Annotated in this window: 14 protein-coding genes and 1 tRNA gene; 4 read left to right on the top strand and 11 right to left on the bottom strand. The window is 58.1% G+C overall.

Features of this window, described 5'->3' with window-relative positions; all coding sequences use genetic code 11:
* Positions 1-3 precede the first annotated feature (3 nt).
* Positions 4-894 (top strand): hypothetical protein, encoded by an 891-nt coding sequence (locus CKW32_RS03800; protein ID WP_241149718.1) that lies wholly within the window; start codon positions 4-6, stop codon positions 892-894.
* A gap of 240 nt (positions 895-1134) precedes the next feature.
* On the opposite strand, the gene CKW32_RS03795 is transcribed toward CKW32_RS03800, so the two are convergent.
* The 5 genes from CKW32_RS03795 to dapA form a co-directional block, all read right to left on the bottom strand.
* A tRNA-Ser gene (locus CKW32_RS03795) sits at positions 1135-1224 on the bottom strand.
* 83 nt (positions 1225-1307) lie between these two features.
* Entirely contained in the window at positions 1308-2021 is a 714-nt protein-coding gene (gene purC, locus CKW32_RS03790; protein ID WP_003172493.1) for a phosphoribosylaminoimidazolesuccinocarboxamide synthase, read from the bottom strand.
* A 27-nt stretch (positions 2022-2048) separates the two neighbouring features.
* Complete coding sequence (locus CKW32_RS03785; RefSeq protein ID WP_032888564.1) at positions 2049-2807, bottom strand: MBL fold metallo-hydrolase; 759 nt, start codon at positions 2805-2807, stop codon at positions 2049-2051.
* 4 nt (positions 2808-2811) lie between these two features.
* Entirely contained in the window at positions 2812-3927 is a 1116-nt protein-coding gene (gene bamC / locus CKW32_RS03780) for an outer membrane protein assembly factor BamC (protein ID WP_032888563.1), read from the bottom strand.
* Between the two features lie 17 nt (positions 3928-3944).
* Positions 3945-4823 (bottom strand): 4-hydroxy-tetrahydrodipicolinate synthase, encoded by an 879-nt coding sequence (gene dapA, locus CKW32_RS03775; protein WP_032888561.1) that lies wholly within the window; start codon positions 4821-4823, stop codon positions 3945-3947.
* A 272-nt stretch (positions 4824-5095) separates the two neighbouring features.
* Here dapA and CKW32_RS03770 point away from each other — a divergent pair, with 272 nt between their 5' ends.
* Both CKW32_RS03770 and CKW32_RS03765 read left to right on the top strand, forming a co-directional pair.
* Complete coding sequence (locus tag CKW32_RS03770) at positions 5096-5656, top strand: glycine cleavage system protein R (protein ID WP_003172487.1); 561 nt, start codon at positions 5096-5098, stop codon at positions 5654-5656.
* 10 nt (positions 5657-5666) lie between these two features.
* Positions 5667-6140, top strand: a complete 474-nt coding sequence (locus CKW32_RS03765; RefSeq protein WP_095184079.1) for a peroxiredoxin — start codon at positions 5667-5669, stop codon at positions 6138-6140.
* A 36-nt stretch (positions 6141-6176) separates the two neighbouring features.
* Here the strand turns inward: CKW32_RS03765 and CKW32_RS03760 are convergent, their stop codons facing one another.
* Positions 6177-7247: an AI-2E family transporter gene (locus CKW32_RS03760; protein WP_032888556.1), complete on the bottom strand. Its 1071-nt coding sequence runs from the start codon at positions 7245-7247 to the stop codon at positions 6177-6179.
* Between the two features lie 30 nt (positions 7248-7277).
* Complete coding sequence (locus tag CKW32_RS03755; protein ID WP_095184078.1) at positions 7278-7517, bottom strand: sulfurtransferase TusA family protein; 240 nt, start codon at positions 7515-7517, stop codon at positions 7278-7280.
* 95 nt (positions 7518-7612) lie between these two features.
* Here CKW32_RS03755 and CKW32_RS03750 point away from each other — a divergent pair, with 95 nt between their 5' ends.
* Positions 7613-9046 carry a M48 family metalloprotease gene (locus CKW32_RS03750; protein WP_095184077.1) on the top strand — a complete coding sequence of 478 codons (1434 nt, stop codon included), beginning with the start codon at positions 7613-7615 and terminating at the stop codon, positions 9044-9046.
* A 67-nt stretch (positions 9047-9113) separates the two neighbouring features.
* Here the strand turns inward: CKW32_RS03750 and CKW32_RS03745 are convergent, their stop codons facing one another.
* The 4 genes from CKW32_RS03745 to rpoE all read right to left on the bottom strand — a co-directional run bounded on the left by CKW32_RS03745 (position 9114) and on the right by rpoE (position 12962).
* Entirely contained in the window at positions 9114-10553 is a 1440-nt protein-coding gene (locus tag CKW32_RS03745) for a DegQ family serine endoprotease (RefSeq protein WP_095184076.1), read from the bottom strand.
* A gap of 234 nt (positions 10554-10787) precedes the next feature.
* Positions 10788-11750 (bottom strand): MucB/RseB C-terminal domain-containing protein, encoded by a 963-nt coding sequence (locus CKW32_RS03740; protein WP_095184075.1) that lies wholly within the window; start codon positions 11748-11750, stop codon positions 10788-10790.
* A 16-nt stretch (positions 11751-11766) separates the two neighbouring features.
* Entirely contained in the window at positions 11767-12348 is a 582-nt protein-coding gene (locus CKW32_RS03735; RefSeq protein WP_032888545.1) for a sigma-E factor negative regulatory protein, read from the bottom strand.
* 32 nt (positions 12349-12380) lie between these two features.
* Positions 12381-12962, bottom strand: a complete 582-nt coding sequence (gene rpoE, locus CKW32_RS03730; RefSeq protein WP_003172477.1) for an RNA polymerase sigma factor RpoE — start codon at positions 12960-12962, stop codon at positions 12381-12383.
* Between the last annotated feature and the right edge of the window lie 323 nt (positions 12963-13285).

The raw sequence follows: 13285 nt of genomic DNA, 5'->3' as shown, positions 1-13285 counted from the left end.
TCAATGAGCAAGGCATCCGGCAGAAAAACGCTACACCGAGCGCTGAAAGGAGCTGTATGCCTGGTAGGCCTGCCCTGCCTCGCCGCGCTGGGCTTCTTCACTTGGCAAAACTTCTACCCCGTGAGTACGGCGAGCGGCTGGACTGTTCAGGTGCTGCACCGCGATGTGCCCAAAGCTGCCTCGCTGATGCCGTTACCGGACGGCGCGTTGATGGTCAGCCAGGAGCTCGACGACGCCAAGGGCAGTATCGTGCGCATTCATCTAGACGGGACACGCGAAGTGGTGGTGGGCAAGCTGTCCAAACCCGACGGTATGCTCTCCACCCGTGGCGGCTGGGTATTCAGCCAGGAAGCACTCGACTCTCCCGTCAGCTTCCTCAAGGACGGTACCGTCACAGAGTTATTCAGGGGCGAAAACGTGCAAGGTCTGTGGGACGACGGGGACTACCTCTATGCGATGGAGGACCGTCGCGACGAGGGCCGTCTCCTGCGTTATCGCTGGAGCGACCGGACCTTGAGCGTCGTGCGCAAAGACCTCGATGAGGGTGAATCCATCATCCGCTGCACCGATGGCCGCATGCTCTACACGAAGAAGAAAGAAGGCACGGTGCGTGAGCTAGCCGCAGACGGCAGTGATCCGGTGGTACTGGCCAAGCTGAATCAGCCGACGTTTTTGATGTGCGATGAGCGCGGGTTATGGATCAATGAAGACGCCACCCACCGCGCGCGGCTGTTGTTGATCGACAAGCAAGGCCGCCAGCAGACGATTTTGTCATTCTTGAAAGCGCCACAATCGATCGTGCCGACTGCGCGCGGGACTTATCTGCTGGCCGAGGGCGGACGTGATCGCGTATTGGAGCTGACCCCGCCCCAACCCGCCGTCGCGCAGGAGTGAGCGCGCTGCTTACGCAGGTGATGCCATTCAGTGCGAGCGCCTCGGTGAGCGTCTCTCGGTAAATCAATATACCCGTCTCCCAAAAAACGATGGCGTGTCGACGAGGACCGGCAAACACTCAGGCTTCAATCTTGGAAGGAGGTATGAACAAAGCTGTGCGGAAGGGTATGTAGGACTTTTATGGCACCAAAAACGAAAAAGCCCCGTAGCTTATTCAGCTACGGGGCTTTTTCTATGTAATGGCGGAGAGATAGGGATTCGAACCCTAGGTACCGGTGAAGGTACAACGGATTTCGAATCCGTCCCATTCGGCCACTCTGGCATCTCTCCAACGGCGCGCATCATAACAGCATGATTCGTGGATGCAAAGCGCCTAAGCGATTTTTTTCCGTGCTATCAGATGCTTGCGTCGATTACAGCGGTACGCCGAGACGATTGGCGACTTCTTCGTAAGCTTCGATAACGTCACCGAGGCCCTGGCGGAAGCGGTCTTTGTCCATCTTCTTCTTGGTGTCCTTGTCCCACAGGCGGCAGCCGTCCGGGCTGAATTCGTCGCCCAGGACGATGGAACCGTCGTGGAACACACCGAATTCCAGCTTGAAGTCCACCAGCAGCAGGCCTGCGTCGTCGAACAGCTTGCTCAGTACGTCGTTGACCTTGAGGGACAGCTCTTTCATGCGAGCCAGTTGCTCAGCGGTGCCCCAGCCAAATGCCACGACGTGGGATTCGTTGATGAACGGGTCGCCCTTGGCGTCGTCCTTCAGGAACAGTTCGAACGTGTAAGGGTTGAGCTTGAGGCCCTCCTCCACACCCAGGCGCTTGACCAAGCTGCCGGCGGCGTAGTTACGCACGACGCATTCGACCGGGATCATGTCCAGCTTCTTCACCAGGCACTCGTTGTCGCCCAGCAGTTTGTCGAACTGGGTCGGAATGCCGGCCTCTTCGAGTTTCTGCATGATGAAGGCGTTGAACTTGTTGTTCACCATCCCCTTGCGGTCCAGTTGTTCGATGCGCTTGCCGTCGAACGCCGAGGTGTCGTTGCGAAACAGCAGGATCAGGCGGTTGGCGTCGTCGGTCTTGTAAACCGACTTGGCCTTGCCGCGGTAGAGTTCTTCACGTTTTTCCATGATGGGCTCCGCTTTGAGTGAGGTGGGCTAGGCGATATGTCGCCAGTCGAGCCCTGAATCTTGATCGGCCAATTGCAGCCAGTCCGGGTCGCACCCGAGGGTGTCGACAAAACATTGCCGGGCAAGCGTCGGCAGGTTGTTCTTGCTGCTCAGGTGGGCCAGGACCAGGTGTTGCAGGTCTTGCCAGCCCAACTCATACACCAGGTACGCCGCCTGGTGGTTGTTCAAATGTCCCAGTTCGCCGCCCACCCGCTGCTTGAGAAAGTAGGGATAGTGACCGCGAGCCAGCAGGTCTCGGCAGTGGTTGGACTCGATCATCAAGGCATCGAGGTCGCGGTAACCGTCCAGCACCTTAGCGCAGTAGGAGCCCAGGTCGGTCAGAACGCCGAAGCGTCGCTGGCCATCACTGAATACATACTGCGTCGGCTCCTGAGCGTCGTGCGCCACGGCAATCACATCAATGCTCAAGGCACCGATTTGCAGTTGCTCACCGCCAGCCAGGAAACCTGCGGGCTCAATGGGCTTGCGCATCCCGCGCAAGGTGCCGCGACTCAGGTACACAGGAAGATTGTAGCGCCGAGACAGCAAACCCACGCCATGCACGTGATCGGCATGTTCGTGGGTCACTAGAATAGCGCTCAGCTGCGTGGGGTGAACCCCCAGGCGCAGCAGGCGCCGCTCGGTTTCTTTTAACGAGAAACCACAATCCACCAGTACGTACGTGTCGTCGTGGGCGACCAGCGTGCCGTTCCCTTGGCTACCGCTACCGAGAACAGCAAAACGCATCGGATCAGCCCAGATTGTCCTGAATTACGCCCAACACTTTGCGGGCTGTTTCAGCCGGCGCAACGGTGTTGATGTTCTTCTCGACAGTGACTTGCACAGTCTCGCCAACCTTGCTCAAACGAACCTGATAACGCTCGGCGCGGGTCTCGATTTCTTCCTTGGTCGGCTGGCTGCCAAACAGCTTGCCGAAGAAACCAGGCTCGTCGTCTTTGCGCTCGGCCTTTTCAGCCACGTTGATGTAGTAGAGGCCGAGGCTACGGTTGATGTCTTCAACACGCCAAGGGCCTTGCTCCAACGCGCGACCGACGCTGGCCCAGGCACGGTCCAGGTCTTCACCCAGATTCAGCACCACGTTGCCACTGCCGTCCTCGGTGAGGCTGACGCGGCTCGGGGTGTCGTAATCACGTGCGGCGAGCAGGGAAACGGAACCGCCCTTCTCGGAAATACGGCTCATGCTGGCCAGCATCTCGTCGACCAGTGCCGAGTCAACGCCGGTGTTGACCGAACGGTTGGTGAAGGCGACGTTGGCGGTGCTGCCGGCAGGACGCTCGGCACTCACCACGTAGACTTCACTGGTATTGCGCTGCACGCCTGGCTCGATGCGAACACGCACGCGGGCTTCGCTGTCAGCCGCTACACCACCGGCCTGCAAGCGCTTGGCCATGGTGGCGGACAGTTCGCTGCCTTGCTGCCATGCCGTGGTGAATTCGCCGGTCTGCGGGCGCTGCTCGTCGATGCGGAAACCGTTGTCCTGGAAGAACTGCACCGCCACTGGCCAGACTTCGGCAGGTGGGCGCTGAGCAACGATCCAGCGGGAATCACCGCTCTTCTGGAGGCTGTAGTCGCTGGCATCCGCCACGGCCGAGATCGGCTGTGGACGTGGCACTACGTATTCACCCTTGGTGGTGTCGTCGGCAACGTTGCGTGGAATCGGCAGCAACGGGTCAAGACGCTTTGCAACGTTGACGTCTGGCGGCAACTGCATCGGTTTGGTTGCTTGTGCTTCCAGGTAATCGCTGCCGCGGTCACGGAAGTAGCCTTCCGGGCCCCAGATCCAACCGCAGCCACTGGTGCTGGAGATAATCAAGGCAAGTGCGGAAAGTCCGGCCAATCGCTTCATGCGTAGTGCTTCCTCAATTAAACCAGGACGCCGGACTGGCGCAGGGCCTGTCGCAGCGGTTCGTGACAGGCTTCGCTGAGACGGGTGAGCGGCAGACGGATACCGTCCGGCATCAAGCCCATCTCGAACAGCGCCCATTTCACGGGAATAGGGTTGGATTCGATAAAGAGTGTCTTGTTGAGCGGCATCAGCTTCTCGTGGATCGCACGGGCGGTCACGGCGTCGCCAGCGATGGCAGCAGCGCACATGTCACTCATGGCACGTGGGGCCACGTTGGCGGTCACGGAGATGTTGCCCTTGCCACCCAGCAGAATCAGCTCGACAGCCGTGGCGTCATCACCGGAATACAGCAGGAAGTCGCTGCTCACACCGGCCAGGATGTCCTTGGCGCGCTGCAGGTCGCCAGTGGCTTCCTTGATGCCGATGATGTTCGGCACGGTGGACAGGCGGATCACGGTCTCGGCCTTCATATCGCACGCGGTACGACCCGGCACGTTATAGAGGATCTGCGGGATGTCGACGGCTTCGGCAATGGTGCGGAAGTGCTGGTACAGGCCTTCCTGGGTCGGCTTGTTGTAGTACGGAGTCACCAGCAGGCAGGCGTCGGCGCCAGCCTTCTTGGCGTTTTTGGTCAGCTCGATCGCTTCGCGCGTCGAGTTGGCACCCGTACCGGCGATCACGGCGATGCGGCCCGCAACACGCTTGACCACGAACTCAATCACCTGGATGTGTTCTTCCACATCGAGGGTGGCCGACTCACCTGTGGTGCCGACCGCCACAATGGCGTTGGTGCCTTCTTGCAGGTGGAAGTCCACCAGTTTGCCCAGGCTGTCCCAGTCGAGATGACCTTGTGCATCCATGGGTGTGACCAGTGCCACCATACTGCCCGCAATCATGCAACCGCTCCTGCCGGAAAAAGAGAGCCGTAATGGTACTGGCGCCAAGATGCTTGTACAAGCGAAGTACCGCGTGAGGATGCGTTCTGGGGCAACTAAACGATGGGCAATGCCATCATTGGACGAAAGCATGGGTTACAGCAGGCTGGAATCACGCCGTTCACGTAATGAAAACGCCACCTCCTATCCCTTGGCGGCGCTTTTCGCTACCCTTCATGCTTTGATCGATACGGCCCTCATGGTATCGACCGCTCATCGTTTAGGAAGGCTGCATGTCCACCCCCACAGTTCGCGAACAATTCCTTGTTATCAGTGCCCTCGGCGCCAACCCCATGGAGCTGACGAACGTCCTGTGCCGCGCCAGCCATGAAAACCGCTGCGCCGTCGTGACCTCCCGCCTGACACGCCATGGCGAGTGCAGTGCGCTGGTCCTCCAGATCTCCGGCACCTGGGACGCCCTGGCACGCCTGGAAACCGGCCTGCCGGGCCTGGCCAAGAAACATGACTTCACCGTCAATGTAGTGCGTAGCGCCGCGCTGGAAAACCGTCCCCAGGCCCTGCCTTATGTGGCTTACGTCAGCTCGGCGTACCGCTCGGACATCGTCAACGAGTTGTGCCAGTTCTTTATCGACCATAACGTAGAACTGGAAAACCTGACCTGCGACACCTACCAGGCCCCGCAAACCGGCGGCACCATGCTCAACGCCACCTTCACCGTGACCCTGCCAGCCGGTGTGCAGATCAGTTGGCTGCGCGACCAGTTCCTGGATTTCGCCGACGCACTGAACCTCGACGCGTTGATCGAACCATGGCGCCCACAGAACCCAATGTAAGGAAGTATTCATGGCAGTAGTCATCGACCAACCCATAGCCGACTTCGAAGCCCAGGCCACCAGCGGCCAGACTTTTAGCCTTGCGGCCCTCAAGGGTAAGCAGGTGGTGATCTACTTCTATCCGAAGGACAGCACCCCCGGCTGCACCACTGAAGGCCAAGGCTTCCGTGACCAGTACGCGGCGTTCCAAGCGGCCAACACTGAAGTGTTTGGCGTGTCGCGCGACAGCGTGAAGTCCCACGAGAACTTCAAAGGCAAGCAGGAATTCCCTTTCGAGCTGATCAGCGACAAAGACGAGGCGGTTTGCCAGCTGTTTGATGTGATCAAACTGAAGAAGCTTTACGGCAAGGAATACTTGGGTGTGGATCGCAGCACCTTCCTGATCGACAAGGAAGGCGTGCTGCGCCAGGAATGGCGTGGCGTGAAAGTGCCAGGGCATGTGGATGCTGTACTGACAGCAGCGCAGGCTTTGAATAAGGCCTGAAAATGTGAGAGGGGGAGCAGGCTCCCCCTTTCCGTTTCAGAGCAAAGGCGCCACCACTGGCTCCTGCCGCGGCCACGCATCCAGCACTGCCTTGAACAGCGTTGCCAGGGGAATCGCAAAGAACACCCCCCAGAATCCCCATAGCCCACCAAACAACAATACCGCGCAAATGATCGCCACCGGATGCAGGTTGACCGCCTCCGAGAAGAGCAACGGCACCAGCACGTTGCCATCCAGGGTCTGGATGATCCCGTACACCGCCATCAGGTAGATGAACTGGTCGCTCCAGCCCCACTGGAACAAAGCGATCAGCGTAACTGGTACGGTCACCACTACCGCGCCGACATAGGGCACCACCACTGAAATACCGACCAGCAATGCCAAGAGGGCCGCGTAATTCAGGTCCAGGGCAATAAAAGCGATGTAGGTAACGCCGCCGCAGATAATGATCTCGATGACTTTGCCACGAATGTAGTTGGCGATCTGCCGGTTCATTTCCTCGGCAACCCGAGTAATTAGCGCTCGCTCACGCGGCAGGTAGCCACTCACCCAGCGACCGATCATTGCGCGATCCTTGAGAAAGAAGAACACCAGGATCGGGACAAGCACCAGGTAGATCATGATATTGACCAGCAGCGGCAAGCTGGACAGGGAAAACGTCAGCGCCCATTGCCCGAATTTCCCGATTTCGCCGCGCGCCACTTCAATGGCCTGCAGCACCTGCTCATCCGATACCAGATGCGGGTAGCGCTCCGGCAACAGCAGCAACAGCGACTGCCACTTGGCGAGCATGCCCGGCAACTCGTTGAACAGCGTTATCAGTTGGTGCCACAGCAGCGGCAACACCACCACGATAAACACCACCAGCAGGCCCATGAACAAGGCGAAGACCAGCCCCACTGCCGCACCGCCTGGCAAGCGCAAACGCTCAAGGGTGGTGACCAGGCCCTGCATCAGGTAAGCGAGCACCATCCCCGCAAGTACGGGCGCCAGCATGCCACCCAAGGTGAGGACTGCGGTAAAGGCCAAAAACAACAGGACGGCTAGTACCACGGCTTCTTCATCAGAGAAGTAGCGCTGGATCCAGTCTCGTAACACTTTGAACATCAATCAACCTCGGGTGGTAGGGGCAACGGCTCAGGCCTTGCGCAACCAGTAACGGTAAACACCGGAGGCATCTTCTTCATGCAACAACGTGTGTCCGGCCAGTTTGGCAAATGTGCGGAAATCCCTCTGGGAACCTGCGTCCGTTGCGATCACCTTGAGCACGGCACCGCTGGTCAATCGGTTGAGTTCCAGCTTGGCCTTGAGCAAGGGCAACGGGCAATTGAGGCCGCTGGCGTCGAGCTCGGCATCAAAGGCTACAGCGTCGGTCATGGTTTTACTCCGGGCAAGCGTTCGGGGTGCTTAGAATATCTGGTCCGAAGCTCAGTGTCCGGCTACAGTAAGCTCTTTGTCGAAAGGCTATGTGCATGACTTTTTTGCGCCCCACCCTGCTGACGCTGGCTTGCCTGCTGGCCTCTCCAGGCTTCGCTGACGACCTGCCGTCGCTTGGCGACGCCAGTTCTGCCATTGTCTCGCCACAACAGGAATTCCAACTGGGCCGTGCCTGGCTGGCCTACCTGCGTGGGCAGGTTTCCCAACTGAACGACCCGCAACTCAAAGACTACGTCGAAACCAGCGTGTATAAGCTAGTAGAAACCAGCCAGGTGAACGACCGACGCCTGGAGTTCATCCTGATCAACAGCCCGCAACTCAACGCGTTTGCCGCGCCAGGCGGTATTGTCGGCGTGAACGGCGGCCTGTTCCTCAACGCCCAGACCGAAGGAGAATACGCCTCGGTGCTGGCGCACGAATTGGCTCACTTGTCACAGCGTCACTTCGCCCGTGGCGTTGAAGCGCAGCAGCGCATGCAGATCCCGATGATGGCTGCTCTCCTCGGTGGCATCATCGCGGCAGCCGCCGGCGCAGGTGATGCGGGCATTGCTGCGATCGCCGGCACCCAGGCGGCGGCGATCCAGGAACAACGGCGGTTCTCTCGGCAGAATGAACAAGAGGCTGACCGTATCGGTATCGTCAATCTGGAGAAAGCCGGCTACGACCCGCGCTCCATGCCGACCATGTTCGAGCGATTGGGGCGTCAATACCGCTTCGACGCCAAGCCACCAGAATTCCTGTTGACGCACCCGGTCACTGAATCGCGGATCGCCGACACCCGAAACCGAGCCGAGCAATCCAAGCCCGGCGGAAAGGAAGACAGCCTGCGCTATCAACTGATTCGCGCACGGGTGCAGCTGCAATACGAGGACACCTCAGGACTCGCCGCCAAACGCTTCCAGGCGCAACTGGACGAGAATCCGAAAAACGATGTGGCGCGTTATGGCCTGGCCATCGCCCAAATCAAGGCCTCACAATTCAAGCAAGCGAGAGATAGCCTGCAACCGTTGCTGGCCAAAGCGCCCAATGACATCACTTATAACCTGGCGCAAATCCAGCTGGACATAGACAACAGCCGTCTAGCCGACGCCCAGCAACGCACGGATCGGATGCTGACCCAATACCCCGGCAACTATCCGCTGAATCAGATCCGAGTCGACCTGCTGCTTAAACAAAATCGTACCGCGGATGCGGAAAAGGCCCTGGATGGCCTGCTCAAGTCTCGTCCGGACGATCCGGACGTGTGGTATCAAGTCGCCGAGACACGCGGGTTATCCGGCAACATCATCGGCCTGCACCAGGCGCGCGCTGAATACTTTGCTCTGGTGGGCGACTTCCAGCAGGCGATACAGCAACTGGACTTCGCCAAACGCCGCGCCGGCAGTAACTTTCCATTGTCGTCACGTATCGACGCACGCCAGCGTGAGCTGATCGAACAGGAACGCCTGGTAAAAGGGATGATGAGCTAAACCCATCACCCACAAAAAAGCCCCGCCATCGTTGACCGACGGCGGGGCTTTTTATTGGCTTAGCGGATTACTCGGCCAGCTTGAAGGTAATGAAGCTGGCGCGCCCCTGACGCAGCACGCGCATCGACACCGAGCGATTCTTCGGCAACGCCTTGGCGATATCAGTGAACTGCTTGGTGGAGTCAATCGCCTGATTGTTCAGATGGGTGATCACGTCCCCCGGCTGCAGGCCGATCAACGCTGCTGGGCCATCCTGCACTTCCTTGATCACTACGCCGCCCTTGAGGTCGAAGCTTTTCTTCTGCTCTTCGGTCAGCTCAACGACTGCAATGCCCAGACGGTTGCTGCTTCGCTCAGCACCCGATTTGTTATTGCCGAGGGCGTCCAGAGTCGCACCTTCTTCAGGAATAGCGCCTACCGTCAGTTCAACGTTCTGGCGCTTGCCGTCACGAATCACTTCCAGCTTGGCCTTGCTGCCCGCCTTGAGTGCACCGACCAGGTGTGGCAGGTCGGCCGACATGACAATCGGTTGGCTATTCATGGTCAGGATCACGTCGCCGACTTGCAGACCGCCTTTAGCAGCAGGGCCGTCGTCCTGGATCTGTGCAACCAGAGCACCAGCAGGCTTGTCGAGACCGAAGGACTCAGCGAGGTCTTTGTTCACTTCCTGGATCACTACGCCCAACCAGCCACGGCTAACCTTGCCACCGCTTTTCAATTGGTTGGAAACATCCATGGCCACGTCGATCGGAATAGCAAACGACACGCCCATGAAACCACCGGAGCGGGTGTAGATCTGCGAATTGATACCCACTACTTCACCGGCCAGGTTGAACAGCGGGCCACCGGAGTTACCTGGGTTGATCGGCACGTCGGTCTGGATGAATGGCACGTAGTTCTCATTCGGCAGGCTGCGACCAATGGCGCTGACGATACCCTGAGTCACAGTGTGGTCAAAACCGAACGGCGAGCCGATGGCGACTACCCACTGCCCGGCCTTGAGGTCCTGGGATTTGCCCAGCTTCAGAACGGGTAGATCCTTACCGTCGATCTTCAGCAGCGCAACGTCGGAACGTGGGTCGGTGCCCACCAGCTTGGCTTTCAGCTCGCTGCGGTCGGCCAGGCGCACGAGAATCTCGTCAGCGTCAGCGATCACATGGTTGTTGGTAAGGATGTAGCCATCAGGGGAAATGATAAAGCCCGAGCCCAGGGACTGCGCTTCACGCTGGCCACCACCACCGCCACGAGGCGTGCGCGGTTGTGGCATGCCGCGCTCGAAGAACTCTCGCAGCATCGGCGGCAGGCCTTCCAGGTCAGGCATCTGCTGGTTCGACACTTTGCGATCTGGCAGTTTCTGCGTGGTGCTGATGTTCACCACGGCCGGCGAGGCTTGCTCAACCAATTGGGTGAAATCAGGCAACTCGGCCGCTTGTGCAGGCAAGGCCTGGCCAAGCACCAGTACCGTGGCGACTATGGATAGGTAGGATTTCAAACGTGGTATCGACATACAGCTCCCGTTACGACGAGCAGGGTTGAGCGACAGGGTTCAAGAAACGCCGAAAACTGCGACCGACATTTTTGTTCCGCGAACAAAACAAGGCCAGAGCCGACAAGCCCTGACCTATAAAAAACATGGGAGATTTTTGCAAGTGAAAATGCTGATCCAGACATTTCATGCTCTCGGCAGCCAGCCTGACATGGACGTACAGTGGAAGAGCAGGATGAACATAGGATTAACAACTCACGGCTGGATGGTGGCCTTTTTTTCACCGCGCACCGACAGCGCGATACGCTCGGCGGTGCCGATAGGAATTTCACCAACTACCGTCACCATCATTTCGCCGTCCACCGTATTCAGCCGGCGGGACACAGCAACCGTGGGGCCCAATTGAGTGCGGGTTTCAGTCACGCCCACAGCGCTGATCGGCTCAAGAAATACCGAAAAACGTGCCAGCCCGTCTTCATACATCAAGCTGTCGACAGTGGCTTTGGTCTGAGCATCTTTACGGGCACTGCTATTGGTCAGTTGAAAACCCGGCGGCAACCATTCCAAATGCCAAGCCTGAGTGGGCTCTACTTCCGACGCCTTAGTATCTGAGATCGCGATAGACGTGCAGTCACTGCTGGGCTGTAAATCACGATCGGTGGGCGAGGTAGAAGTATTCAAGCGTGTGAATTGAAAGCGCTCCAGTAACTGCCCTTGATCGTTCAACAACAGGGACTTGAGCGGCAATGCGGTTTCACGATCCAGATGCAGCTCAAAGCCATAACGGTATTGATCACGTGGCGTGATCGAAACGATGACTGCATTACGGCCGGCCACGCGGGACTTGCCGATGATGGCCAATTCGTAAAATTGATTGAGTTTTTGCGGGTCAAGCGCTCGTGAGGGTGCATCACGCGAATTGCCAATGCCAGCAACCAGCGTGCCGCTGACACATTGGGTCCGGCCATCCACTCGCACAACTTCCTGGGCAGAACCATCGAGCTGCAAGAGCCGCTCGCGTACCTGACCATTCTGGACACGATGCCAGATGTCGTGGGTGGAAAAACTGCCGTTACGTTCATAGACGAACGTACCTTCAAAGCTTTGCTGCTGCTCTGCACGCCCAAGTCGAGTCAGCCAGTCTTGGGCTTCATCGGCATGGGCGGGTAGTGCAAACCAACCACTGAGAAACAGCGTAAGGAGCGGTATGGCGCGCATAATGCCCCTTAGCGGTTTAGCGATTTTCCAGGCTTGCAGCGCGAGCGTATGGCAGAGCGCTTTCAGTGCCTTTCAAGGCTGATTCCTGTGCGTGTTGGCGCAAGTAGCCTGGAAGACGCTGGTCCTGCGATTGCCCTTGAAGTACACCGTTGGCCATAGGGCCAGTGGTGTCAGAGCTTTCCTTGTAGCCGGCCAGTACAGCTGGGCCTTTGACTTGCGGACCGGCCATGACCGGCTGCTGAGTCTGTTGGGCCAGTTCGGCACCAGCAATTTCGTCCTGGTTGTACAGGCGAACACCAGCAAGCACTGCAACTGTCACCGAGGCAGCGACTGCCAGGCGACCCAGGCTACGCCAAGGACCACGAGCAGCTTTTGCCGGAACGGCTTCATCGGCCAGCGCAGCAGAAACAGCCGCAGCAATATCCAGACGAGGGATTAGAAGATCCTTATGCATCACCGCCCGAGCGACTTGGTAACGAGACCAGGTGTCACGGGTTTCGGCATCATCAAATGCGTTGAGCACTCGACGAAGTTCCAGTTCATCCGCTTCGTTATCCATCACTGCGGACAGCGATTCCTGCAGGGCATCACGACTCATGGCGGTTCCTCTCTTGGCTGTCGCCGCTGTCTTTAGTTTTCCTGCAACAAAGGTTGCAAGGCTTTATCGATGGCTTCCCGGGCCCGGAAAATCCGTGACCTCACAGTCCCCACCGGACACTGCATGACGCTCGCAATGTCTTCGTAACTCAGACCATCGAATTCACGTAAAGTTAACGCCGTACGCAAATCTTCTGGCAGTTGCTGAATTGTGCGATGAACGGTGCCTTCGATCTCGTCGCGCAGCAATGCACGCTCCGGCGACTCGAGATCTTTGAGGCCGTGATCACCATCGTAAAATTCTGCATCTTCTGAACTTACATCGCTATCTGGTGGGCGGCGTCCGCGAGACACCAGATAGTTCTTCGCCGTGTTGATGGCGATGCGGTACAGCCACGTGTAAAACGCACTATCACCGCGGAAATTGCCCAGTGCACGATAAGCCTTGATAAAGGCCTCTTGTGCAACGTCCTGCGCTTCATGGGTGTCGTGCACAAACCGCACGATCAACCCGAGAATTTTGTGCTGGTATTTCAGCACTAGCAGATCAAATGCTCGCTTGTCGCCGCGCTGAACGCGCTCGACGAGCTGCTGATCCTCTTCCTGGGTTAGCATGAACACTCCTCGTTGTACTTGAAGGAGGCTTGCATAACTAAACGATCAGGCTTGCAAACATAGACTCGGACTTTTCGCAAAAGTTCTCCCCCTTCAAGCAAGTTTCCGGCATGCACTGATTTGGCACACACGAAAAACGCAGCGCGGGCAACGCCGGCTGCGCGAATAATCTTGTCGCCGGTTTTCTGACGCGTCCAATGCTCCCGACGGGCCAATAAACTCAACGTTTCCCAGCTTTCGGGCAACCTGCTATTGAGTCGGGGCTTATGCAAAAAGTTCCCGCTTCAACAACCGGCTGATTTTACCCGAGCTGCGCACCGTAA

The sequence above is a fragment of the Pseudomonas sp. Irchel 3H9 genome (genome assembly GCF_900187495.1).
Classification (GTDB): Bacteria; Pseudomonadota; Gammaproteobacteria; order Pseudomonadales; family Pseudomonadaceae; genus Aquipseudomonas; species Aquipseudomonas sivasensis.
The sequence above is the reverse complement of the archived record's forward strand: the minus strand, read 5'-3'. Positions and strand labels throughout refer to the sequence as shown.

Bases quoted from the DNA above. Each gene is read 5' to 3' on its own strand.
- CKW32_RS03800 (WP_241149718.1), top strand. From the start codon at position 4: ATGAGCAAGGCATCCGGCAGAAAAACGCTACACCGAGCGCTGAAAGGA.
- purC (WP_003172493.1), bottom strand. From the start codon at position 2,021: ATGGAAAAACGTGAAGAACTCTACCGCGGCAAGGCCAAGTCGGTTTAC.
- CKW32_RS03785 (WP_032888564.1), bottom strand. From the start codon at position 2,807: ATGCGTTTTGCTGTTCTCGGTAGCGGTAGCCAAGGGAACGGCACGCTG.
- bamC (WP_032888563.1), bottom strand. From the start codon at position 3,927: ATGAAGCGATTGGCCGGACTTTCCGCACTTGCCTTGATTATCTCCAGC.
- dapA (WP_032888561.1), bottom strand. From the start codon at position 4,823: ATGATTGCGGGCAGTATGGTGGCACTGGTCACACCCATGGATGCACAA.
- CKW32_RS03770 (WP_003172487.1), top strand. From the start codon at position 5,096: ATGTCCACCCCCACAGTTCGCGAACAATTCCTTGTTATCAGTGCCCTC.
- CKW32_RS03765 (WP_095184079.1), top strand. From the start codon at position 5,667: ATGGCAGTAGTCATCGACCAACCCATAGCCGACTTCGAAGCCCAGGCC.
- CKW32_RS03760 (WP_032888556.1), bottom strand. From the start codon at position 7,247: ATGTTCAAAGTGTTACGAGACTGGATCCAGCGCTACTTCTCTGATGAA.
- CKW32_RS03755 (WP_095184078.1), bottom strand. From the start codon at position 7,517: ATGACCGACGCTGTAGCCTTTGATGCCGAGCTCGACGCCAGCGGCCTC.
- CKW32_RS03750 (WP_095184077.1), top strand. From the start codon at position 7,613: ATGACTTTTTTGCGCCCCACCCTGCTGACGCTGGCTTGCCTGCTGGCC.
- CKW32_RS03745 (WP_095184076.1), bottom strand. From the start codon at position 10,553: ATGTCGATACCACGTTTGAAATCCTACCTATCCATAGTCGCCACGGTA.
- CKW32_RS03740 (WP_095184075.1), bottom strand. From the start codon at position 11,750: ATGCGCGCCATACCGCTCCTTACGCTGTTTCTCAGTGGTTGGTTTGCA.
- CKW32_RS03735 (WP_032888545.1), bottom strand. From the start codon at position 12,348: ATGAGTCGTGATGCCCTGCAGGAATCGCTGTCCGCAGTGATGGATAAC.
- rpoE (WP_003172477.1), bottom strand. From the start codon at position 12,962: ATGCTAACCCAGGAAGAGGATCAGCAGCTCGTCGAGCGCGTTCAGCGC.